The organism is Pantoea sp. RIT413 (assembly GCF_003057675.2).
Taxonomy (GTDB): Bacteria; Pseudomonadota; Gammaproteobacteria; order Enterobacterales; family Enterobacteriaceae; genus Pantoea; species Pantoea eucrina.
In genome coordinates this window covers 149,301-171,506 of record NZ_QBJB02000003.1, presented here as the reverse complement: position 1 = coordinate 171,506, position 22,206 = coordinate 149,301, and the positions used below count along the sequence as shown (strand labels likewise).

The window sequence follows — 22,206 nt, the reverse complement described above, 5'->3', positions numbered from 1 at the left end:
CGAGCTCCGGTAAAAAAGGGTAGCCAGGCTACCCATAAGATTGTTGAGCGGTCTCTTTTTTCCTGCCGCAGGGGAACGACCCGCAGCAGTCTGTCTGTCCGTACCGCATGTTCAGCAATCAGGAGGGCAGCCTGGCCGCCCTTGTTATCGTTGTTACGTTACAGCGCCTTGTCGTTAGGTGATTTAAACAGGGCCTGCATATCGGAGGAGAGTTCAAAATTCAGATTGAGGTTTTTTGGCGGAATAGGCTGTTTAAACCATTTATCAAACCATTTGGTCGCTTCACCGGAGGTCTGTGCCTTAGCAATGGTTTCATCCAGCAGCTGTTTGAACTGTGGATCGTCTTTACGCAGCATGCAGCCGTAAGCCTCTTTGGATTGCGCGGTACCCGTAATCTCCCAGTTATCAGGCTTTTTCGCCTTGGCGCGCTCACCGGCCAGCAGGGCATCATCCATCATAAAGGCGACGGCACGTCCGGTTTCCAGCGTGCGGAACGAATCGCCATGATCTTTAGCGCTGATAATGCGCATATCGAGCTTTTTCTCATCATTCAGCTTGCGCAGCAGAATTTCAGAGGTGGTACCGGAGGTGACCACAACCGTTTTGCCTTTCAGATCGGTGAAATCTTTAATGTCACCGCCTTTTTTCACCAGTAAACGGGTGCCGATGATGAAGATGGTGTCAGAGAAGGCCGCCTGCTGCTGACGCTCAACGTTGTTTGTCGTGGAACCACATTCAAAATCGTAAGTGCCGTTCTGCAGCAGAGGAATACGGTTCTGCGAGGTAATTGGCAGCATCTTGATCTGCAGATCGGGTTTATTCAGTTTGGCTTTGATCGCTGCCACAATGGCGCTGGAGTAGTCCTGCGAATAGCCGACGACTTTTTGCTGGTTGTCATAATAAGAAAAGGGAACGGATGACTCACGATGGCCGACGACAATAACGCCGCTGTCGTTAATCTTTTTCAGCGTGCCGGTGAAATCTTCTGCCTGAGCCGCGCCCGCTGCTGCTCCCAACAGCAGAAGTGATAAGGCCACTTTGCGCATTTGCATGTTCCAACTCCTTCGTGTGAATGTCGCGCAGAATAAAACTGCGCAGAGCGTGATGTTATGTCTGTGTCCTGCTGCTTTTTTAATAATCCTTTAGCGCAACTGCGCGCAGGATAGGGGACTAACATAGCGAAATGTTAACGCAATGAAACAAAAAAGTTTGTTTTTTGCGAGCCGCTCCGCACCATTACAAGGCAATGTAGCTGCCTTGCGCTGTTTCAGTGCGCAATCATGCCCGTTAACAGTGCGTGAAATTCATGACAGCAAGCCTGCTACCGGGATTCGCCGCTGTCGTTATGGTTAACAGCAAGCTTCGTGCCACATTACGCAGCATTGCAGGAGAATGTTTCAGCGGAAAGACAAAAAAAAGCGAAGCCGTGGCTTCGCTTTCAGGGAGACGCGAGCGTCAGACGCGCCGGCGTGCAATGGCGGCGGTGATCGCTGCCAGCGTCAGTAACCAGACCGGCCAGATACCGCTGCGCGCATAGGGCGTTTCGCCTGCAGCAGGCGTTACGCGCGCCTCCAGTACCCGGCGGGTAAACTGCGGGATCATCTTTTCAACGTCGCCGTCGGCGTTGACCACGGCCGTAACGCCATTGTTTGTCGAGCGCAGCAGCGGGCGTCCCAGTTCAAGCGCACGCATGCGCGCCATCTGAAAATGCTGCCACGGACCGATCGAGTGGCCGAACCAGGCATCATTTGAAACCGTCAGCAGGAAGTTGGTATCTGGCCGGAAGTTGGCACGTACCTGTTCGCCCAGAACGATTTCATAGCAGATGGCGCTGGTGAGGTTATAACCCGCCACGTTCAGCTGTGGCTGGATGTAAGCACCGCGGCTGAAAGAGGACATGGGCAGATCGAAGAACGGCGCCAGCGGACGAAGCAGGCTCTCCAGCGGCACAAACTCGCCGAACGGCACCAGGTGATTTTTCTGATAGCGGTTACGGCTCTGGTAGTTATAAGGCTGTTTGCCACCGAGCACGATGACGGAGTTATAGTCGTGATAGCGGTTATCACCCTCAATGCGTGAGTCAACAATGCCGGTGATCAAACTGCTGCCGCGCGCGCGCAGTTCCGCGTCCAGCGCCTGTAAAAAGGGCTGCTGGTTACTTTCAAGATCGGTAATAGCTGATTCAGGCCAGATAATCAGCGGCGCACTGCCGATATAGGGCTGACTGTAGCTGGTATAGACGCGCAGCGTGTCGCGCAGCTGCTGCGGATCCCACTTCATCGATTGCGGGATATTACCCTGTACCATCGCCACGTCCACACTGCGTGCCGGCAGCGGCTGATACCAGTGCAGCATACGCAGCGGCCACGGCAGCAGCAGCAGGGCTGCGGCAACAATCAGGCTTTTCAGACTGCGCTGATGCAGGGCAAAGACCAGCAGGCCGGCAATCATCATCAGCAGAAAGGTAATGGTCTCTACGCCCGCAAGCGGCGCAATACCTTTCAGCGGACCGTCAATCTGGCTGTAGCCAAACTGCAGCCAGGGGAAACCCGTCAGGACCCAGCCGCGCAGAAACTCACTGATTTGCCATAACGCCGGCGCCGCCAGCGCCAGCCGCCATAGAGTAGCGCGCGGCCAGAAGCGGTTGAGCACCACGGCAAACAGCAGCGGATAGAGCGCCAGATATGCTGCCAGCAGCAGCACCAGAAAGACGTTTGCCGGCCCGGGCATACCGCCAAAGGTAGCGATGCTGACATAGACCCAGTTAATGCCGCTGCCAAACAGGCCAAAGCCCCATGTAAAGCCAAGCGCTGCAGCCTGGGCAGGACGACGGTTTAGCAGTAATACCTGCAAACCCGCCAGGGAGATAAGCGCCGCAGGCCAGAAATCGTAAGGAGAAAAGGCGAGGGTGCCGGTGGCACCCGCTATCAGCGCCAGCAGCAGACGCACCCGCTGGCGGGAAAAAAGAGAGGCAGATGCCATAAAGTTATTCGTCTTCGAGTTGCGGTTGTGGAGAATCTTCCGGAATTTTCACATGCACCTGAATAATACGACGGCTGTCCGCCATAGCGACTTTGAAGTGGTAGCCATCAATAGTGATACTCTCGCCGCGAGCCGGAAGGTGGCCAAAGCCCTGCATAACCAGACCGCCAATCGTATCCACTTCGTCATCGCTGAAATCGGTGCCGAACGCCTCGTTGAAATCTTCAATCGGCGTCAGCGCGCGTAACGTGTAGGTATGGCGATTCAGCTGACGGATGTCGCGATCTTCTTCGTCGTCATACTCATCTTCGATTTCGCCGACAATCAGCTCCAGAATATCTTCGATGGTCACCAGGCCAGATACGCCACCAAATTCATCAATAACAATCGCCATATGATAGCGCTGCGAGCGGAACTCTTTCAGCATGCGGTCAACGCGCTTGCTTTCCGGCACCACTACCGCAGGACGCAGCACCTTTTCCATACTGAAGGGCTCAGCGCTGCTGCTCATAAACGGCAGCAGATCTTTCGCCATCAGAATGCCTTCAACGTGATCTTTATCTTCGCTGATGACCGGAAAACGGGAGTGCGCAGATTCAATAATCACGGCCAGGCACTCTTCCAGACTCTGATTGCGCTTCAGGGTGATCATCTGTGAGCGTGGGATCATGATATCGCGTACGCGCTGTTCGGCGATGTCGAGCACCCCTTCCAGCATGTCGCGGGTATCCTGGTCAATCAGCTCTTTTTGTTCAGAATCACGGATCAGACCCAGCAGTTCATCACGATTTTTAGGTTCACCGTGAAACAGCTGGCTAAGCAGCAGGGAAAAGAAGCCCTTTTTACTACTGGGGGCGTCGTTGTTTTGAGAATGGTCGTCGCTCATGGCGTTTTAATTACGATCTCGCTGTTAGATAAGGATAGCTGCCCGCGTCCCGCCGGCAGCACAGTAGCCTGAACCCACGGCTCAGGCGTCTTCTTTCTCCGAAATGTACGGGTCAGGATAACCAAGAGCAAGCATTATCTCAGTCTCCAGCGCCTCCATCTCTTCGGCTTCACTGTCTTCAATATGGTCATAACCCAGCAGATGCAGCGTGCCGTGTACGACCATGTGTGCCCAGTGTGCTTCAGTGCTTTTACCCTGTTCAGCCGCTTCCTGCTCAACCACCTGGCGACAGATAATTAAATCACCCAGCAGCGGCAGCTCAATTCCTGGCGGCGCTTCAAAAGGAAAAGAGAGCACGTTGGTCGGCTTGTCTTTGCCGCGATAAGTCAGGTTTAGCTCGTGACTCTCCGCTTCATCAACCAGGCGAATCGTGACCTCACTTTCTGGCTGAAAGGGGGTAACGGCCGCTTCCAGCCAGCGCTGAAAAGCGGTTTCTTCCGGCAGGCCGTGCGCGTCGGCGCAGGCCTGCTGTAAATCCAGTACTACCGTACTCATGACGGCTCCTGTGGTGGTGTGGAGTGCACAGCCTGTGCGGCCAGCGACTCCCGTTTACGCTCTTCCGCCAGTTTATCACGACGCTTCTGATCCGCCTCTTCCCAGGCTTCATAAGCGTTCACAATACGTGCCACTACCGGATGGCGTACCACATCTTCGCTGTGGAAGAAGTTAAAGCTGATCTCTTCGACGTCAGCCAGCACTTCAATCGCGTGGCGCAGACCCGACTTGGTGCTGCGCGGCAGGTCAATCTGCGTCACGTCACCGGTGATCACCGCTTTGGAGTTAAAGCCGATGCGCGTCAGGAACATCTTCATCTGTTCAATGGTGGTGTTCTGGCTTTCATCAAGGATCACAAACGCATCATTCAGCGTACGACCGCGCATATAGGCGAGCGGTGCGACCTCAATCACGTTGCGCTCCATCAGCTTCTCAACCCGTTCAAAGCCGAGCATCTCAAATAGCGCGTCATAAAGCGGGCGCAGATAGGGATCAACCTTCTGGCTCAGATCGCCAGGCAGAAAGCCCAGTTTTTCACCCGCTTCTACCGCCGGGCGGGTCAGCAGGATACGACGAATCTCCTGGCGCTCCAGCGCATCAACCGCGGCGGCAACCGCAAGATAGGTTTTACCGGTACCCGCCGGGCCGATACCAAAGGTGATATCGTGGTCGAGGATGTTGGCGATGTACTGCGCCTGATTCGGCGTGCGCGGCTTAATCACACCGCGTTTGGTTTTAATGTTTACCGCTTTGCCATACTCCGGCACACTTTCAGCGGTCTGCTCCAGCACCCGGCTCTCTTTAATGGCCAGATGGATGTGATCCGGTTCGATATCCGGAATATGGCCGCGTACCGGGGCAGTATCCACGTACAGCGTACGCAGAATATGCGCGGCGGCCTCCACGCTGAGCGCGCGGCCCACCAGTTTGAAATGGTTGTCGCGGCGGTTGATTTCGATGCCCAGACGGCGTTCCAGCTGCTTCACATTGTCATCAAACGGACCGCACAGGCTCATCAGACGCTGGTTATCGGCGGGTTCCAGGGCGATTTCACGAGTTTCGATATTCAATTGAATCCTTTGGGTCACACAGGGCCAGTTGAAAAGGTGTATGGATGCCGCGCGTGCGCGTCATAAGCGTATGACAAAATTATTTATGGGACAGCACCAGGACGCAAGCGCAGGGAAAGATATTTGGGCGACCGCTGCAGAATGCAAGGGGTGGCGGATGAAACAGGCGGCAGCACGCTGCGTGCTGCCGCACAGTGATTAACTGTCAGGGTTGATACAGGCCGACGCCGGTTTCATCCTCTTTGCGGGTACGGGCAATGACGGCCGCCGGACTCTGCGCCACGCGCAGTCCCATGCGATCTTCAGTGCGTACGACCACGCCGCGCAGTGAGTTGGCATAGACATCAACGATTTCAACATCGACAAATTTGCCAATCATGTTCACCGAGCCTTCAAAGTTTACCACGCGGTTATTTTCAGTACGGCCGGTCAGTTCCATCACATTTTTACGTGATGTACCCTCAACCAGAATACGCTGAACGGTACCCACCATACGGCGGCTGATCGCCATCGCCTGCTGCTGGATACGATCCTGCAGAATATAAAGGCGCTGCTTTTTCTCCTCTTCCGGCACGTCGTCTGGCAGGTCAGCCGCAGGCGTACCCGGACGGGCGGAGTAGATAAAGCTGTAGCTGGTGTCAAAGTTAACGTCGTGGATCAGCTTCATGGTCTGTTCGAAGTCGTGCTGAGTTTCACCCGGGAAACCGATGATAAAATCAGAGCTGATTTCGATATCAGGACGTGCTGCGCGCAGCTTGCGAATAATCGCTTTGTACTCCAGCGCAGTGTGCGCCCGCTTCATCAGCGTCAGAATACGGTCAGCGCCGCTCTGGACCGGCAGATGCAGGAAGCTCACCAGCTCTGGCGTATCACGATAGACATCAATGATGTCATCGGTGAACTCAATAGGATGGCTGGTGGTAAAGCGGATGCGGTCGATCCCATCAATGGCGGCGACGAGGCGCAGCAGCTCAGCAAACGTGCAGATCTGGTCATCAAAGGTTGCGCCGCGATAGGCGTTGACGTTCTGACCCAGCAGGTTAACCTCGCGCACACCCTGAGCGGCCAGCTGGGCGATTTCCAGCAGGATATCGTCGCAGGGACGGCTGACTTCTTCGCCGCGGGTATACGGCACCACGCAGAAAGTGCAATATTTATTGCAGCCTTCCATGATGGAGACAAAAGCCGTCGGGCCTTCAGCGCGCGGTTCCGGCAGACGGTCAAATTTTTCAATTTCCGGGAAGCTGACGTCAACTACCGGGCTTTTATTCCCGCGTACCTGATTGATCATTTCCGGCAGGCGATGCAGCGTCTGTGGTCCAAAGACGATATCAACACACTGTGCACGCTGGCGCAGTTTATCGCCTTCCTGCGACGCCACGCAGCCGCCCACGCCGATGATAAGATCGGGATTGGCCGCTTTGAGCTTTTTCCAGCGCCCTAACAGGTGAAAGACTTTCTCCTGCGCTTTCTCACGGATAGAGCAGGTATTAAGCAGCAGAACATCTGCGTCTTCGGCTTCCTCCGTCAGAGTGTAGCCGTGCGTGCTGTTCAGCAGGTCAGCCATCTTGGATGAATCGTACTCATTCATCTGACAGCCCCAGGTTTTGATATGCAGTTTTTTGGTCATTGAACCAGCCATTGAATCTGAGCAGGGAAGTGCAGGGGGCATAGTGTAATGCTTTGGGGGGGATGTGACCAGCGTACCTGTCATACTTCGCGCACCAGCGTGACAGCCAGGCTGCTGCAGGCAGCGCGGACACAAAAAGATGTGGCAGCGGCTCAGCCCCCTTCCGGATGATTTCCGGTACACTTTGTTTATCAGCAAACGCCGTGGGGCGTCAGGGCAACAGGAAAGGTGAGGATTGATGCAGGAGAGACAGTATGACGTGGTCATCGTCGGAGGTGGCATGGTGGGGGCGGCGCTGGCGTGCGGGCTGGCGCAGCAGCAGTTCCGCGTCGCTGTCATTGAGCGTGCAGAACCTGAGCCGTTTGATAGCAGCTGCGAGCCTGATATCCGCATCTCCGCGATTGGTGCTTCTTCAGTTGCGTTACTGCAGCAGCTGGGCGCCTGGGCGCGCGTAGAGACGATGCGCAGTGCGCCCTATCGCAAACTGGAAACCTGGGAGTGGCAGAGCGCGCACGTCACGTTTGATGCAGCATCGCTGGGGCTGCCGGTGCTTGGCTATATGGTAGAAAACCGCGTGTTGCAGCGGGCGCTGTGGGAGCAGATGCAGCAGGATGGCGTCGCGCTGCTGTGCCCGGCAACGCTGCAGGATCTGCAGCCGCATAGCGGCGGCTGGCACATCACCCTGGACCAGGGCGCACCGCTTGATGCCCGGCTGGTGGTTGGCGCGGATGGCGCTAACTCGCGGGTGCGGCAGCTGGCAGGCATTGGCGTGCACGGCTGGAACTATGCGCAATCCTGCATGCTTATCAGTACCGAGTGTGAGCATCCGGCGGGTGATGCTACCTGGCAGCAGTTTACGCCGCAGGGGCCGCGAGCTTTTCTGCCGCTTTTTGACCAGCATGCATCGCTGGTGTGGTATGACGCACCCGCGCGTATCCGTCAGCTGCAGGCGCTGCCGCTGAGCCAGCTGGAGAAAGAGGTAAAGCTGAATTTCCCGGCCCGTCTCGGCCGTTTTCAGATAAAGAGCGCGGCGTCGTTTCCGCTGGTCCGGCGTCATGCCACGCGCTACGTCATGCCGGGGCTGGCGCTGGTGGGCGATGCTGCGCATACGATTAATCCGCTGGCGGGGCAGGGCGTTAACCTGGGCTATCGCGACGTGGATGCGCTGATTACCGTGCTGACTGAGGCGCGCAGTCAGGCGCAGACGTGGTCAGGAATGGCGGTGCTGCAGCGCTATCAGCGTGAACGCTATCGCGATAATCTGCTGATGCAGGGTGGCATGGATCTGTTCTATTTTGCGTTCAGCAACTCACTGCCGCCGCTGCGCCTGGCGCGTAATCTGGGGTTGATGGCGGCAGAGCGTGCCGGCGGCCTGAAGCGTCGTGCGCTGCGCTACGCGCTGGGACTCTGACCTCACCCACGCTTACTGCTGGCGCGGCGCGCTGGCAGAAAGCCCTGCCGTTTCAGAACGTCAGAAACAACAAAGCCCGCAAAAGCGGGCCTGTTGTGCAATTTGGCTGGGGTGCAGGGATTCGAACCCCGGAATGCTGGTATCAGAAACCAGTGCCTTACCGCTTGGCGACACCCCAATAGGTGTTTGATCAAATTGTCTTTGTATGGCTGGGGTGCAGGGATTCGAACCCCGGAATGCTGGTATCAGAAACCAGTGCCTTACCGCTTGGCGACACCCCAATTATCTGGTGGCTACGACGGGAATCGAACCTGTGACCCCATCATTATGAGTGATGTGCTCTAACCGACTGAGCTACGTAGCCATAATACTGCTTTACTGCTTTTCCCGATGCTGGCTGGGATACCTGGATTCGAACCAGGGAATGCCGGTATCAAAAACCGGTGCCTTACCGCTTGGCGATATCCCATCTGTTAACGCGTATCCACGAAAACATATCGGATTGGCTGGGGTACCTGGATTCGAACCAGGGAATGCCGGTATCAAAAACCGGTGCCTTACCGCTTGGCGATACCCCATCCGGCTGCCGAAGACTGAAATGGTGCGGGAGGCGAGACTTGAACTCGCACACCTTGCGGCGCCAGAACCTAAATCTGGTGCGTCTACCAATTTCGCCACTCCCGCAAAAAAGATGGTGGCTACGACGGGAATCGAACCTGTGACCCCATCATTATGAGTGATGTGCTCTAACCGACTGAGCTACGTAGCCATCTTTTTTCGCGTTACCTTCAACGGCGTTGCGGGGCGCATTATGCGTATTGAGCTTTGTAGCGTCAACAGTTTTTTTGCCGTTTTTTACCTTGCGGCGCCTGTTTGTCTGGCTTGTAACCAGGCTGGCGCTTTATTCAGCAATTTTCGATCACATCCGCGTCAGTTGCAACTAAAAAGGGACCGCAGCGGGTCCCTTACACTATCCGGCGATGCGCTTATTTGTACGCGGACTGATGTACGCCAACGGCACGGCCGGAAGGATCGTCCATGGATTTGAACGCCTCATCCCACTCAATCGCTTTAGCAGAAGAGCAGGCCACAGAAGGTCCGCCAGGCACGCACTCTGCTGCGCTCGGCAGCGGGAACAGCTCCTCAAAGATTTCGCGATAGAGATACGCTTCTTTTGAGCCAGGCGTGTTGTGCGGGAAGCGGAAATGTGCGGTTGCCAGCTGCTGATTGCTGACCTGCTTCGCCGCCACTTCTTTCAGCGTATCGATCCAGCTGTAACCGACCCCATCAGAAAATTGCTCTTTTTGACGCCACGCCACGCTCTCCGGCAGATACGATGAGAAGCATTCACGCAGAATGTGCTTTTCCATCTTCCCGTTGCTGCCGCACAGTTTATCTTCCGGGTTGATGCGCATTGCCACATCCAGGAATTTTTTATCCAGGAACGGCACGCGTGCCTCTACGCCCCAGGCTGACATCGCTTTGTTCGCACGCGCGCAGTCAAACATATGTAGCGCCAGCAGCTTACGCACGTTCTCCTCATGGAACTCACGGGCGTTTGGTGCTTTATGGAAGTAGAGATAGCCGCCAAATACTTCATCTGCGCCCTCACCAGAAAGCACCATCTTGATACCCATCGCCTTGATTTTGCGTGACATCAGATACATCGGCGTTGAGGCGCGAATCGTGGTGACATCATACGTTTCAATGTGGTAAATCACGTCACGGATCGCGTCCAGGCCTTCCTGTACCGTGAAATGAATTTCGTGGTGTACGGTACCGAGATGATCGGCGACCGCCTGCGCAGCTTTCAGATCGGGTGAACCCTCCAGGCCCACAGCAAACGAGTGCAGCTGTGGCCACCAGGCGTCGCTCTTATCAGCATCTTCCACCCGTTTAGCCGCAAAACGCTTGGTAACGGCCGAAATGATTGAAGAGTCCAGTCCGCCTGAGAGCAGCACGCCGTAAGGGACATCAGACATCAGATGGCTTTTTACTGACTCTTCCAGCGCATGTTTCAGGCCTGCAGCATCGGTGGTGTTCTGCGCAACCGCTGCAAAATCCATCCAGTCGCGCTGCCAGTAACGACGGATCTCACCATCAGTGCTGGAGAGGAAGCTTCCCGGCGGGAATTCTTTAATAGAGCGGCAGACCGGAACCAGCGCTTTCATTTCAGACGCCACGTAAAGGTTACCGTGCTCATCATTGCCCATATAGAGCGGAATGATACCGATATGATCGCGACCAATCAGGTACTGCTGTTTAACGCTGTCCCACAGGATGAAAGCGAACATACCCTGCAGGTCATCAAGGAAATCGACGCCTTTTTCCTGATAGAGCGCCAGAATCACTTCGCAGTCGGAGCCGGTCTGAAACGCATAACGATCGCTCAGCTCAGCGCGCAGCGCCTGATGGTTATAAATTTCGCCGTTCACGGCCAGTACGTGGGTGTGGTCAGCGTTATACAGCGGCTGCGCGCCGTTGTTAACGTCAACGATTGAGAGGCGCTCATGCACCAGGATAGCCTTATCATCTGCAAACACCCCGGACCAGTCCGGGCCGCGGTGACGCATCAGACGGGAAGACTCCAGCGCTTTCTTGCGCAGTTCAACAGGATCGCTTTTCAGATCCAGCACACCAAAAATCGAACACATAACTGACTCCTGATCTCACCCTGTGGCGATGTTATTTTGCATTTGTCCGGCAGCCTGCGCTGCGTGATGTATAAGAAAATGCGCTAATTGATGGTGGTTGCGCAAGCAAAATAACGTTTTTATGATAAATAGAGTGTTGCACAGGTGAATAAATTGAACATACACCAAAATAAAGGCTATTTTTTTAGATGATATCTAATAATTTGCCGATTTAGCTCTTTTTATCATCAGGCGCCAAAAACAGTAACGCCCCGCACACCGGCAGGTGGGCAGGGCGTCAGCAGGTGCACGGCGCCGGTCAGAACAGATCGATATCGGCGACGGAAGGGAAAATCCAGTCGGGGCGGAATGGCATTGCGTCGATATCGCTCAGGGTGGAAACACCAGAGAGCACCAGAATAGTTTCCAGTCCCGCCTGGAAGCCCGCCAGAATATCGGTGCGCAGGTTATCACCCACGATCACTGTCTCTTCAGAGTGCGCATGCATTTTGTTCAGCGCCGCCCGCATAATGTAGGGGCTGGGCTTGCCAACATAAAAAGGCTTACGGCCCGAAATGGTTTCGATACCGGCACAGAGGGCGCCGCAGGCGGGAATAAATCCACGCGCGTGGGTATCCGGATTGGTCGCAATAAAGCGCGCGCCGTTAGCCACAAAAAACGCGGCTTTATGCATCATATCCCAGTTAAACGAGCGGGTTTCACCGACGATAACAAAATCAGGATTGACGTCAGTAATGGTAAAGCCGGCGTTGTAGAGTTCATGAACCAGCGCACCTTCTCCGATCACATACGCTTTTTTCCCCTCCTGACGCCGCAGGAAATCAGCGGTGGCCATGGCTGAGGTATAAAACACCGAGTCAGGAATGTCGACGCCGGCGTTGGAGAAACGGTTGGCCAGATCCTGAGCAGTCTGCGACGGATAGTTAGTCAGCACGACCAGCGGCATGCCTTTTTCCAGGATACGCTGCAGAAATTCATTAGCCCCTTTCACGGCCGTGTTGTCATGCATCAACACGCCATCGATATCACAGATTACGCTTTTAATGGTCATACAAGATCCCGTCAGGCCTGCTCAGGCAGGTTACAATTAATCTTCCAGCAGATGCTGCAGCAGAATGCCATTCAGCATAGCGCGTTTTGCCAGCGCAAACGCCCCAATCGCGGAGCGATGATCCAGCTGTGAGCGCACCACCGGCAGGTTTTTACGAAACTCACGCAGCACCTGCGTATTGATACAGCTCTCGATGGCGGGAAACAACACTTTGTCGGCGTCGGTGATTTCGCCCGCCAGCACCACCTTTTGCGGGTTAAAAAGGTTGATTGCAATGGCAATCGCTTTGCCGAGATAACGCCCCACATACTCAATCACTTCACACGCCAGCGCGTCGCCCTGATTAGCAGCGTGACAGATTTGCGGCATCAGGCAGTTATCCAGCGACAGCGTACTTGGATATCCCTGATTCAGCAGATGGCGTACGCGGTTTTCAATCGCGCCATTTGCGGCGATGGTTTCCAGACAGCCGAAGTTGCCGCAGTGGCAGCGTTCGCCTAACGGATCGACCTGGATATGGCCAATTTCACCCACGTTACCGTTACTGCCGAGAAAAATCTGTCCGTTAGCAATAATGCCGGCACCGGTTCCTCGATGCAGCCGCACCAGAATCGAGTCAGCGCAGTCGCGGCTTGCACCGAAGTAGTGCTCAGCCAGCGCCAGACTGCGGATATCATGCCCTACAAAGCTGGTCACGCTGAACCGCTGCTGCAGGCTGGCAACCAGCGGCCAGTGGCTGACGGCAATGTGCGGCATATAGCGGATAATCCCTTTAACCGGATCGACCAGCCCGGGCAGGATCACGGCAATAGCGATCAGCTCATGAATTTTCCGCTGATGCACGTTGATAAACGCGCTGATAGCGTTAAACAGCGCGTTCTCCAGCGTCTCCTGCGTGCGCTCCGGTAGCGGATAATCTTCCTGCGCCAGCGATTTGCCGCTTAGATCAAACAGGGTAAGCGTGGCGTCGTTGCGTCCGAGACGGACGCCGATGGTATGGAAATGACGGGTTTCCGTGATAATGGAGATGGCGCGGCGACCGCCGGTAGAGGCCTGCTGCTCGACCTCTTTGATCAAACCGCGTTCAATCAGCTGACGGGTAATTTTAGTGACACTGGCGGGCGCAAGCTGGCTGAGATCGGCAATCTGAATGCGCGAAATCGGCCCCTGTTGATCGATCAACCGATAAACGGCTGCGCTATTGAGTTGTTTGACAAGATCGACATTTCCTATTTGAGTCTGGCCGCCAGTGGTCATTCAATGCTTACTCGCTGAGGACGCTCTCTCCATTGACGAACGTCTTGATGATTTGATAATCGCGGGTAAAAACAGTGAGGTTGGCGGCTTTTCCTGCTGCTACCGTGCCCAGCTGTTTCTCCACGCCCATGGCTCTTGCCGGATAAAGCGTTGCCATACGTAACGCCTCATCCAGGGCAATGCCGCAATACTCTACGCTGTTCTGCACTGCTTCAATCATTGTCAGTGCTGAACCGCTCAGGGTTCCATGCTCATCCACGCACAGACCATTGCGATAGTATATTGTTTTACCTGCAAAAATGAATTTATCAATCGCAGCACCTGCCGGCGCAGTCGCGTCAGTAACCAGAATCAGCCGTTCGCCTTTGAGACGTTTTGCCATGCGCACGTTAGCGTAATTGACATGTAAGCCATCTGCAATGATGCCGCAGTATACATCAGGCGAATCAAACAGCGCACCGACCAGTCCAGGTTCACGGCCGCTAAAAGGACTCATCGCATTATAAAGATGGGTCGCAAAGGTAATGCCGGCGCTGAAGCCGGCTTTTGCCTCGGCATAGGTCGCATTAGAGTGACCGGCAGAAACGATGATACCGGCTGCGCTGAGCTGACGAATAACCTCGCTGCCTGCCTGTTCAGGCGCCAGCGTGACTTTAGTAATGACATCCGCGTTGGCACAAAGGTAGTCGACCAGTGCGGGATCGGGCTGGCGTATCAGAGCCGGATTGTGCGTTCCTTTTTTCTCCCGGTTGAGCCACGGACCTTCAAGGTGCAAACCCAGCGCCTGATTCTGGCGCGTTGTCAGCCAGGCGCGCATGGTTTCCACCGCCTGCTTCATCAGTTCATCACTGCTGGTAATCAGCGTTGGAAGAAAGCTGGTACAGCCTGACTTTTCATTAGCACGCTGCATTATCTCCAGCGTTTCCACGCTCAGCGCTTCAGGCGAATCGTTGAATTGCACACCGCCGCAGCCGTTGAGCTGCAGGTCGATAAAGCCGGGAGCGATAAACGCGCCGGCCATATCCTGTTGCGGTAGCGCTGCATCCAGCATGGCGCGCGGGCAAACCCGATCAATAATACCGTCCGCGATAACTACCGCGTGATCGTCCAGAATGTCATAGCCGGTAAAAATCCGACCGTTTACTAATGCGTACATTATCTCTCTCCCGGCTGCGCCAGCTGTCAACGACAGCAGGCTTCTACATCGTGCTCTCAAACGCCCTGCATATTTTCCGCTTCAAGCTCGCGGAAATATTTTACCGTTTTAATTTTCAGTTCCATTGTCGCTGGCTCATCACATACCACAACCGCTTTTGGATGCAGCTGCAGACAGCTGATGGTCCACATATGGTTTACGTTGCCTTCTACCGCGGCCTGAAGCGCCAGCGCTTTGACGTGGCCTGTCACCAGGATCATTACCTCTTCGGCATCAAGCAGCGTACCCACGCCAACGGTCAGCGCATATTTAGGGACCTGGCTGACATCGCCATCGAAAAAGCGTGAATTAGCGACACGCGTATCATGCGTCAGCGTTTTTATACGTGTACGCGATGAGAGCGAGGAGGCGGGTTCATTAAACGCAATATGGCCATCATTGCCTACACCACCCATAAACAGGTGGATTTTACCAAACGCACGAATCTTCTCTTCATACTGGCGACATTCTGCGTCAATATCTTCCGCATTGCCATTCAGAAGATTGATGTTTTCTGACGGAATATCAACGTGATCGAAAAAGTTGCGATACATAAAGCTGTGATAGCTTTCCGGGTGCGCTTTCGGCAGACCGACATACTCATCCATATTGAATGTGACAACATGCTTAAAGCTGACCTGGCCCGCTTTATGCATCTCAATCAGATGCTTGTAAGCTTCCAGCGGCGTGCCGCCCGTAGGCAATCCCAGAACAAAGGGACGCTCAGGGCCTGGGTTAAAGGCGTTAATCCGGTTGACGATATGGCGGGCTGCCCATTTGCCAACCTGAGCAGGTGTAGCCAGCGGAATCAGTCTCATAGTGCACCTCGGTTAAACAGATAAAAAGAATATGCTGTAGCAGCCGTGATCAAGTGTGAATGAGGTTAACGCGTTTATCAGCAGGCTACAGCGAAAAAGAGCGGTTGATATTTTTTATCATAAAATAAGTTTGTGGCAGTGACCAGTATTAAGCGACTTATATTGGCTATTAAGGTGATAAAAGTCACAACTGGAGCGGTTTTAATTTGCGAGGCGAATTAATTTATCTTTACACTGCATCTCGCAGAGAATCGTCTTATCAACACGCCAGGTGCCGGGATAATAAAACCAACCCGTACCAGGGGATACGCCAGTCTCATAGGGGGAGAACAAGGTGAGTATATTAGGCTATTTACAAAAAGTCGGCCGTGCGCTGATGGTGCCGGTGGCCACGCTGCCGGCGGCCGCTATCCTGATGGGGGTAGGCTACTGGATCGATCCCGACAGCTGGGGGGCAGGTAACGCACTGGCGGCACTGCTGATAAAGTCAGGCTCCGCGATTATCGACCATATGTCGGTACTGTTTGCGATTGGTGTCGCGTACGGTATGTCTAAGGATAAAGATGGCGCAGCGGCCCTGACCGGCTTTGTTGGCTTTCTTGTGGTGACCACGCTCTGTTCGCCTGCTGCAGTCGCTATGATCCAGAAAATGCCGCTTGAGCAGGTGCCTGCGGCGTTTGGCAAAATTGAAAACCAATTTGTCGGTATCATGGTGGGTATCCTTTCGGCGGAGATGTATAACCGCTTCAGCCATGTCGAACTGCCTAAAGCGCTCTCTTTCTTCAGCGGGCGTCGCCTGGTACCGATTCTGGTCTCCTTCCTGATGATTGTCGTGGCGTTTATCCTGATGTACGTCTGGCCGGTGATCTTCGGTGGTCTGGTAAGCTTTGGGGAACATATCCAGAAACTGGGTTCTGTCGGGGCGGGGGTATACGCCTTCTTTAACCGACTGCTGATCCCGGTTGGCCTGCACCACGCGCTCAATTCCGTGTTCTGGTTTGATGTTGCGGGTATTAACGACATTCCAAAATTCCTCGGCGGCGCGCAGTCTATTGCTAACGGCAGCGGCATTCCGGGTATTACGGGTCGCTACCAGGCAGGCTTCTTCCCGATCATGATGTTTGGCCTGCCGGGTGCGGCACTGGCTATCTATCACTGCTCGCGTCCTGAGAATCGGGCAAAAGTGGGCGGCATTATGCTGGCAGCCGCTTTTGCCGCATTCTTTACCGGTATCACTGAGCCGCTGGAATTCTCCTTTATGTTCGTGGCCCCGGTGCTCTATGTGATCCACGCGGTACTCACCGGTATTTCCGTGTTTATTGCGGCCAGCATGCAGTGGATTGCCGGCTTTGGCTTCAGCGCCGGCCTGGTAGATATGGTGCTCTCGTCGCGTAACCCGCTGGCGGTGCACTGGTGGATGCTGATCCCGCAGGGCCTGGTCTTCTTCGTGATCTATTACGTCGTCTTCCGTTTCACTATCCGCAAATTTAATCTGCTGACGCCGGGCCGCGAGCTGGCAGCGGATGATGAAACCGATGGTTATGATGTGAATGTCACGCCTGAAAGTAGCGGTGAAACGGCGACTGAATCGCTGGCGCGTCGCTATATTGCTGCCGTCGGCGGCTCTGAAAACCTGACGCATATTGATGCCTGTATCACGCGCCTGCGCCTGAACGTGAAAGATTCCGCACAGGTCAGCGAAGGTGTGGCAAAACGTATCGGCGCTTCAGGCGTTATTCGTCTTAATAAGCAGAGCGTGCAGATTATTGTGGGTACGCAGGCGGAGAGTATCGCTACTGCGATGAAGTCCGTATTGACCAAAGGCCCGGTGGCGGCCGCCAGCGCTGCGCCTGTGGCTAAACCGGTTGTGGCAGCAGCAGCGCCTGCGCCCGCGGCTACACATAAGGCGATTGCCACGCTGCTGGCACCGGTATCAGGTCATGTAGTGGCGCTGGATAAGGTGCCGGATGAAGCGTTCGCCAGCAAAGCGGTAGGTGATGGCCTGGCCATTCAGCCGTCGGATAGCCGCGTGGTGGCACCGATTGCCGGTACCATAGTGAAAATCTTCAATACCAATCACGCCTTCTGTCTGGAAACAGAGAGCGGCGTTGAGATAGTGGTGCATATGGGGCTGGACACCGTTGCGCTGGCAGGGCGCGGTTTTACCCGGCTGGTGGAAGAGGGCGCGACCGTTACCGCTGGCGAGCCGATCCTGGAGATGGATCTGGACTATCTGAACGCTCACGCGCGCTCGATGATCAGTCCGGTGGTGGTCAGCAACAGCGACGACTTCGCAGGTCTTACGCTGCTGGCAACCGGCACGGTCGTTGCCGGCGAAACGCCGCTCTATGAGGTGAAAAACTAACCCCGGGCGTCTAACCGATAAGGCAGGAAGCGATTCCTGCCTTTTTTGTTTTAAAAGCGCCAACAAACGGTTGTTTCCCTTCAGCGCTTTGTGGATCATACTCCGTTACTTCGAGGTAAAATCACCCGTTATTGTTTGAGGATTTTGAGATGAGTGAGGCTGAAGCCCGCCCAACGAACTTTATTCGTCAGATCATCGACGAAGATTTGGCGAGCGGTAAGCACAGTAGTGTGCATACCCGTTTCCCGCCAGAGCCCAATGGTTATCTGCATATTGGCCATGCAAAATCGATCTGCCTGAACTTTGGAATCGCACAGGATTATCAGGGGGAATGCAATCTGCGTTTCGATGATACCAATCCGGTTAAAGAGGATATGGAGTTCGTCGAGTCGATCAAAAATGATGTGCAATGGCTGGGCTTTGAGTGGAGCGGCAACATTCGTTACTCATCCGACTATTTTGATCAGCTGTTTAATTATGCTGTCGAGCTGATCAACAAAGGACTGGCGTACGTTGACGAACTGTCACCCGAGCAGATCCGCGAGTATCGCGGCACGCTGACGGCGCCGGGCAAAAACAGCCCGTATCGCGATCGCAGCGTCGAAGAGAACCTGGCGCTGTTCCGGAAAATGCGCGATGGTGGCTTTGAAGAGGGTAAGGCGTGCCTGCGTGCCAAAATCGATATGGCTTCCAGCTTTATTGTGATGCGCGATCCGGTGCTCTACCGCATTAAGTTTGCCGAGCACCATCAGACCGGTAACAAGTGGTGCATCTATCCGATGTACGATTTCACGCACTGCATCTCCGATGCGCTGGAAGGGATCACGCATTCGCTCTGTACGCTGGAGTTTCAGGATAACCGTCGCCTGTATGACTGGGTGCTGGATAACATCACGATTCCGGTGCATCCGCGGCAGTATGAATTTTCGCGCCTGAATCTGGAATATGCGGTGATGTCGAAGCGCAAGCTGACGCAGCTGGTGAGCGAGAAGCGGGTTGAAGGCTGGGACGATCCGCGCATGCTGACCGTTTCAGGCCTGCGCCGTCGTGGTTACAGCGCAGCATCAATTCGTGAGTTCTGCCGCCGCATCGGTATCACCAAACAGGACAATATCGTTGAGATGGCTTCGCTGGAGTCATGCATTCGTGACGACCTCAACGAAAATGCGCCGCGTGCTATGGCCGTGCTCGACCCGCTTAAAGTCGTGATTGAAAACCTGCCTGCCGGGCATGATGAGATCATCACCATGCCAAACCATCCTAACCGGCCGGAGATGGGAACGCGCGACGTGCCTTTCAGCCGCGAAGTGTGGATCGATCGCGCAGATTTCCGTGAAGAAGCTAACAAGCAGTATAAGCGTCTGGTACTGGGTAAAGAAGTGCGCCTGCGTAACGCTTATGTGATTCGCGCTGAGCGCGTGGCAAAAGATGAGGCGGGCAACATCACCTGCATCTATGCAACCTGCGATGTGGATACGCTGAGCAAAGACCCGGCTGATGGCCGCAAAGTAAAAGGGGTGATCCACTGGGTCTCCGCAATTCATGCGCTGCCCGCTGAGTTCCGCCTCTATGATCGTCTGTTCAGCGTGCCTAACCCGGGCGCGGCAGAGGATTTCCTCGCGACCCTGAATCCGGACTCGCTGCAGATCAAGCAGGGCTTTGTGGAGCCAGGACTGCGCGAAGCGGCAGCAACCTCGCCATACCAGTTCGAGCGTGAGGGCTACTTCTGCGCGGACAGCGTCTACTCGCAGCCATCAGCGCTGGTATTTAACCGCACGGTAGGCCTGCGTGATACCTGGGCGAAGATTGGCAGCGAATAATAACCGCTTCCGGCATCATAAAATTATATAAGGGCGAGCATTCGCCCTTTTTTATTATCCTCTTTTGCTCCCCGGCAACCATTTATTCTGCGTTAAATAAAACCGAGCTGGTATGCGGGTTTACGACTTGTCTGACTTTAAAAAAATTAACGCATTTGACCGTGTTAAATCCTTTTTTTCAGGTAGGCTATGCGCACTCCGGACTTGGTCTGTGGCTAGCAAAAAGGGAAAAATAATGACAAGCCTCGCTCAGGAAGCCAAACATAGCGTTGTGGTTTTACATCAGCTCATTGAACGTATTTTTAATCATGCGGATGTCAGCAACGATACCATGGGGCTGCTGCTGTCGCATTTCCATCCTGATTTCCGGATGGTTACGCCACAGGGCAGACAGCTGAATCTGAATGACGTTGAAGATCTTTTTCGCCGCCTGTGCGGACAGCGTGAAGGAATGCGCATCGCGACCAGCGAACATGCAATCATTTCTGAGCAGCAAAAAGAGGTCACCATTCAGTATCGCGAACTGCAGATACTGAACGGCGAGAGCCACAGCCGTATTTCGCTGGCGGTGCTGGACTGCACAACGGAAAATCCGCGCTGGCGCTATCTGCAGGAGACACTGGTCGCCTGAACTGCAGCAACAAAAAAACCGGTGCCTGCACCGGTTTTTTTATTTTGCAGCGTAGCTGACGTTATTTATCGTTATGCAGCGTTTCATCTTCCCGGCAGTCACCCACTTCGCAGTGACCATACAGATAGAGGCTATGGTTAGTAAGCTTAATGCCGTGGCGGGTCGCGATTTCGCGCTGGCGCGTTTCGATCGACTCATCGCTGAACTCAATCACTTTACCGCAGTCCAGGCAGATAAGATGATCGTGATGCTGCTGCTGCGTTAATTCAAAAACGGACTTGCCGCCTTCGAAGTTATGACGGGTTACAATGCCCGCGTCGTCAAACTGGTTCAGAACGCGATATACCGTGGCCAGACCAATCTCTTCGCCCATATCGATCAGGCGTTTGTACAAATCTTCCGCACTGACGTGATGGCACTGGGGTTCCTGAAGCACTTCCAGAATCTTTAATCTGGGCAGCGTGACTTTCAGGCCAGCCTTTTTCAATGCGGAATTGTTGTCAGTCATGCGGATATTGTCCTGTTACTTTGCTAGTCATTTGCGGCTTAACAGCCTTGAATGTGTGGTTAACGCGCATTCTCATTTGCGTCTCATTATAGAACCGGGGCAGGCGAATAGAAACCAGGCAAATGCTAAAGAAATCACCAGAGGCGGAAGTAACGCTCTTGCTGTCGCCGGCGGGATTATACAGTGCTGGGTTCTCAGTTCACTCAGCCTCAGCCTGCTGACAGAGGAATAAGCCGTTAACCGTTGCGGGTATTCTACAGAATTGCAGGGAAAAGTTAAAAAAGCGTAGCTATTATTTTTATAGGCAATTCCGTTACCCGATGTTAACCGTGCCTGCATCGGGTAACGGCAACACATTATGCCTCAATAATTTCTTTAAGCTGCAGCTCATCAAAAATCTGCTTCACCCAGCCTTCGACGCGCGCATTCGTCAGCTCTGGCTGACGATCTTCATCGATGGCGAGCCCGAGGAAATGCTTCTCATCGGCCAGACCTTTAGAGGCTTCAAAGTGGTAACCTTCAACAGGCCAGTGGCCCACGATGATTGCGCCATTTGGCTCAATAATGTCGCGAATCGTACCCAGCGCATCGCAGAAGTACTCGGCATAATCTTCCTGGTCGCCACAGCCAAACAGCGCAACCAGCTTGCCATTAAAGTCAATCTCTTCCAGCGTCGGGAAAAAGTCATCCCAGTCGCACTGCGCCTCACCATAATACCAGGTAGGAATACCCAGCAGCAGAATATCAAACGCTTCCAGATCTTCTTTCGTGCTCTTAGCAATGTCATGCACTTCGGCGACATCTTTACCCAGTTGTTTCTGGATCATCTTTGCAATGTTTTCAGTGTTGCCGGTATCGCTGCCGAAGAAAATGCCTACGATTGCCATGGGTTAGGTAGCCTCTTAAATCCTGAATGTGAGAGTAAGTCAACAGACTATACAGATAAGCGAATGATAGCAGACCCTGAAAAAGCGCGGAACGCGCAAAGCGCAGAGTTTGTGTTCCAGTGTGCGGTCTGCATAAATTATATGAGTTTGAGCTGCGTCAGCAGCATCTGCTCAATCAGCTCGCTGCGGCTGATATTTTGCTGCTCAGCCAGCGTATTGAGCGCGTCAACCGCTTCGCCGGACATTTTGAGCTCCACGCGCCGTAGCCCACGAACCTTATCGCGTTTAAGCTGATTGCGCTTATTAATGCGCAGCTGCTCATCACGCGACAGCGGGCTGGTTTTCGGGCGGCCCGGTCGTCGCTCGTCTGCAAAGAGATCAAGCGTGGTACGGTCTGTCTGTTCTTTTGCCATGATTTGCGAAACTGAGTGGGCGCGAACGGCGCCGCGCGATTAAACACATTATCGGCCAGCCACAGTGTCTGAC

General features: G+C 54.3%; 18 protein-coding genes and 7 tRNA genes. 4 read left to right on the top strand and 21 right to left on the bottom strand.

Annotated elements, in window-relative coordinates:
* Positions 1-158 precede the first annotated feature (158 nt).
* The 6 genes from DBY66_RS06305 to miaB all read right to left on the bottom strand — a co-directional run bounded on the left by DBY66_RS06305 (position 159) and on the right by miaB (position 7,123).
* A complete protein-coding gene (locus DBY66_RS06305) occupies positions 159-1,052 on the bottom strand; it encodes a glutamate/aspartate ABC transporter substrate-binding protein (protein WP_104084662.1) in 894 nt (297 codons plus the stop codon).
* Between the two features lie 403 nt (positions 1,053-1,455).
* Positions 1,456-2,982: an apolipoprotein N-acyltransferase gene (lnt, locus tag DBY66_RS06300; protein WP_108569689.1), complete on the bottom strand. Its 1,527-nt coding sequence runs from the start codon at positions 2,980-2,982 to the stop codon at positions 1,456-1,458.
* A 4-nt stretch (positions 2,983-2,986) separates the two neighbouring features.
* Positions 2,987-3,868, bottom strand: coding sequence for a CNNM family magnesium/cobalt transport protein CorC (corC, locus tag DBY66_RS06295; protein WP_039383156.1), 882 nt, complete (start codon positions 3,866-3,868; stop codon positions 2,987-2,989).
* Between the two features lie 81 nt (positions 3,869-3,949).
* Positions 3,950-4,423, bottom strand: coding sequence for an rRNA maturation RNase YbeY (gene ybeY, locus DBY66_RS06290; RefSeq protein ID WP_071668982.1), 474 nt, complete (start codon positions 4,421-4,423; stop codon positions 3,950-3,952).
* The gene (locus DBY66_RS06285; protein WP_094111648.1) at positions 4,420-5,493 is read right to left on the bottom strand and encodes a PhoH family protein; all 1,074 of its coding nucleotides are present in this window, start codon (positions 5,491-5,493) and stop codon (positions 4,420-4,422) included. The genes ybeY and DBY66_RS06285 overlap by 4 nt, the downstream gene beginning before the upstream one ends.
* Before the next feature lie 205 nt (positions 5,494-5,698).
* The gene (gene miaB / locus DBY66_RS06280; RefSeq protein ID WP_071668984.1) at positions 5,699-7,123 is read right to left on the bottom strand and encodes a tRNA (N6-isopentenyl adenosine(37)-C2)-methylthiotransferase MiaB; all 1,425 of its coding nucleotides are present in this window, start codon (positions 7,121-7,123) and stop codon (positions 5,699-5,701) included.
* A 238-nt stretch (positions 7,124-7,361) separates the two neighbouring features.
* Between miaB and ubiF the strand changes: the two genes are divergently transcribed.
* The gene (gene ubiF / locus DBY66_RS06275) at positions 7,362-8,534 is read left to right on the top strand and encodes a 3-demethoxyubiquinol 3-hydroxylase (RefSeq protein ID WP_039383164.1); all 1,173 of its coding nucleotides are present in this window, start codon (positions 7,362-7,364) and stop codon (positions 8,532-8,534) included.
* Positions 8,535-8,637: 103 nt separating this feature from the next.
* Here ubiF and DBY66_RS06270 read toward each other — a convergent pair.
* The 12 genes from DBY66_RS06270 to nagB all read right to left on the bottom strand — a co-directional run bounded on the left by DBY66_RS06270 (position 8,638) and on the right by nagB (position 15,509).
* Positions 8,638-8,712 (bottom strand) — tRNA-Gln (locus tag DBY66_RS06270).
* A gap of 28 nt (positions 8,713-8,740) precedes the next feature.
* Positions 8,741-8,815, bottom strand: a tRNA-Gln gene (locus tag DBY66_RS06265).
* 6 nt (positions 8,816-8,821) lie between these two features.
* A tRNA-Met gene (locus DBY66_RS06260) sits at positions 8,822-8,898 on the bottom strand.
* A gap of 30 nt (positions 8,899-8,928) precedes the next feature.
* Positions 8,929-9,003, bottom strand: a tRNA-Gln gene (locus tag DBY66_RS06255).
* A 34-nt stretch (positions 9,004-9,037) separates the two neighbouring features.
* Positions 9,038-9,112: transfer RNA gene (locus DBY66_RS06250), tRNA-Gln, on the bottom strand.
* Positions 9,113-9,133: 21 nt separating this feature from the next.
* A tRNA-Leu gene (locus tag DBY66_RS06245) sits at positions 9,134-9,218 on the bottom strand.
* Positions 9,219-9,226: 8 nt separating this feature from the next.
* Positions 9,227-9,303, bottom strand: a tRNA-Met gene (locus DBY66_RS06240).
* 217 nt (positions 9,304-9,520) lie between these two features.
* Positions 9,521-11,188 (bottom strand): asparagine synthase B, encoded by a 1,668-nt coding sequence (gene asnB, locus DBY66_RS06235; RefSeq protein ID WP_108569690.1) that lies wholly within the window; start codon positions 11,186-11,188, stop codon positions 9,521-9,523.
* Positions 11,189-11,486: 298 nt separating this feature from the next.
* Positions 11,487-12,239 carry an HAD-IIA family hydrolase gene (locus DBY66_RS06230; RefSeq protein ID WP_039383168.1) on the bottom strand — a complete coding sequence of 251 codons (753 nt, stop codon included), beginning with the start codon at positions 12,237-12,239 and terminating at the stop codon, positions 11,487-11,489.
* A 36-nt stretch (positions 12,240-12,275) separates the two neighbouring features.
* Complete coding sequence (locus DBY66_RS06225; RefSeq protein ID WP_039383170.1) at positions 12,276-13,496, bottom strand: N-acetylglucosamine repressor; 1,221 nt, start codon at positions 13,494-13,496, stop codon at positions 12,276-12,278.
* Positions 13,497-13,503: 7 nt separating this feature from the next.
* Positions 13,504-14,652 carry an N-acetylglucosamine-6-phosphate deacetylase gene (gene nagA, locus DBY66_RS06220; protein ID WP_039383172.1) on the bottom strand — a complete coding sequence of 383 codons (1,149 nt, stop codon included), beginning with the start codon at positions 14,650-14,652 and terminating at the stop codon, positions 13,504-13,506.
* A gap of 56 nt (positions 14,653-14,708) precedes the next feature.
* Positions 14,709-15,509, bottom strand: a complete 801-nt coding sequence (gene nagB, locus DBY66_RS06215) for a glucosamine-6-phosphate deaminase (RefSeq protein ID WP_071668986.1) — start codon at positions 15,507-15,509, stop codon at positions 14,709-14,711.
* Positions 15,510-15,849: 340 nt separating this feature from the next.
* Here nagB and nagE point away from each other — a divergent pair, with 340 nt between their 5' ends.
* From nagE to DBY66_RS06200, 3 genes are all read left to right on the top strand, one after another.
* On the top strand, positions 15,850-17,874 hold the full coding sequence (nagE, locus tag DBY66_RS06210) for an N-acetylglucosamine-specific PTS transporter subunit IIBC (protein WP_039385758.1): 2,025 nt from the start codon (positions 15,850-15,852) through the stop codon (positions 17,872-17,874).
* A 149-nt stretch (positions 17,875-18,023) separates the two neighbouring features.
* Positions 18,024-19,694 (top strand): glutamine--tRNA ligase, encoded by a 1,671-nt coding sequence (gene glnS / locus DBY66_RS06205; RefSeq protein WP_039383178.1) that lies wholly within the window; start codon positions 18,024-18,026, stop codon positions 19,692-19,694.
* A 235-nt stretch (positions 19,695-19,929) separates the two neighbouring features.
* The gene (locus DBY66_RS06200; protein ID WP_039383180.1) at positions 19,930-20,325 is read left to right on the top strand and encodes a hypothetical protein; all 396 of its coding nucleotides are present in this window, start codon (positions 19,930-19,932) and stop codon (positions 20,323-20,325) included.
* Positions 20,326-20,386: 61 nt separating this feature from the next.
* Here DBY66_RS06200 and fur read toward each other — a convergent pair whose 3' ends face one another.
* The 3 genes from fur to ybfE all read right to left on the bottom strand — a co-directional run bounded on the left by fur (position 20,387) and on the right by ybfE (position 22,133).
* Positions 20,387-20,833 (bottom strand): ferric iron uptake transcriptional regulator, encoded by a 447-nt coding sequence (gene fur / locus DBY66_RS06195; RefSeq protein ID WP_039383181.1) that lies wholly within the window; start codon positions 20,831-20,833, stop codon positions 20,387-20,389.
* A 356-nt stretch (positions 20,834-21,189) separates the two neighbouring features.
* Positions 21,190-21,720: a flavodoxin FldA gene (gene fldA / locus DBY66_RS06190; protein ID WP_039383182.1), complete on the bottom strand. Its 531-nt coding sequence runs from the start codon at positions 21,718-21,720 to the stop codon at positions 21,190-21,192.
* Positions 21,721-21,857: 137 nt separating this feature from the next.
* Entirely contained in the window at positions 21,858-22,133 is a 276-nt protein-coding gene (gene ybfE / locus DBY66_RS06185) for a LexA regulated protein (RefSeq protein ID WP_039383184.1), read from the bottom strand.
* Between the last annotated feature and the right edge of the window lie 73 nt (positions 22,134-22,206).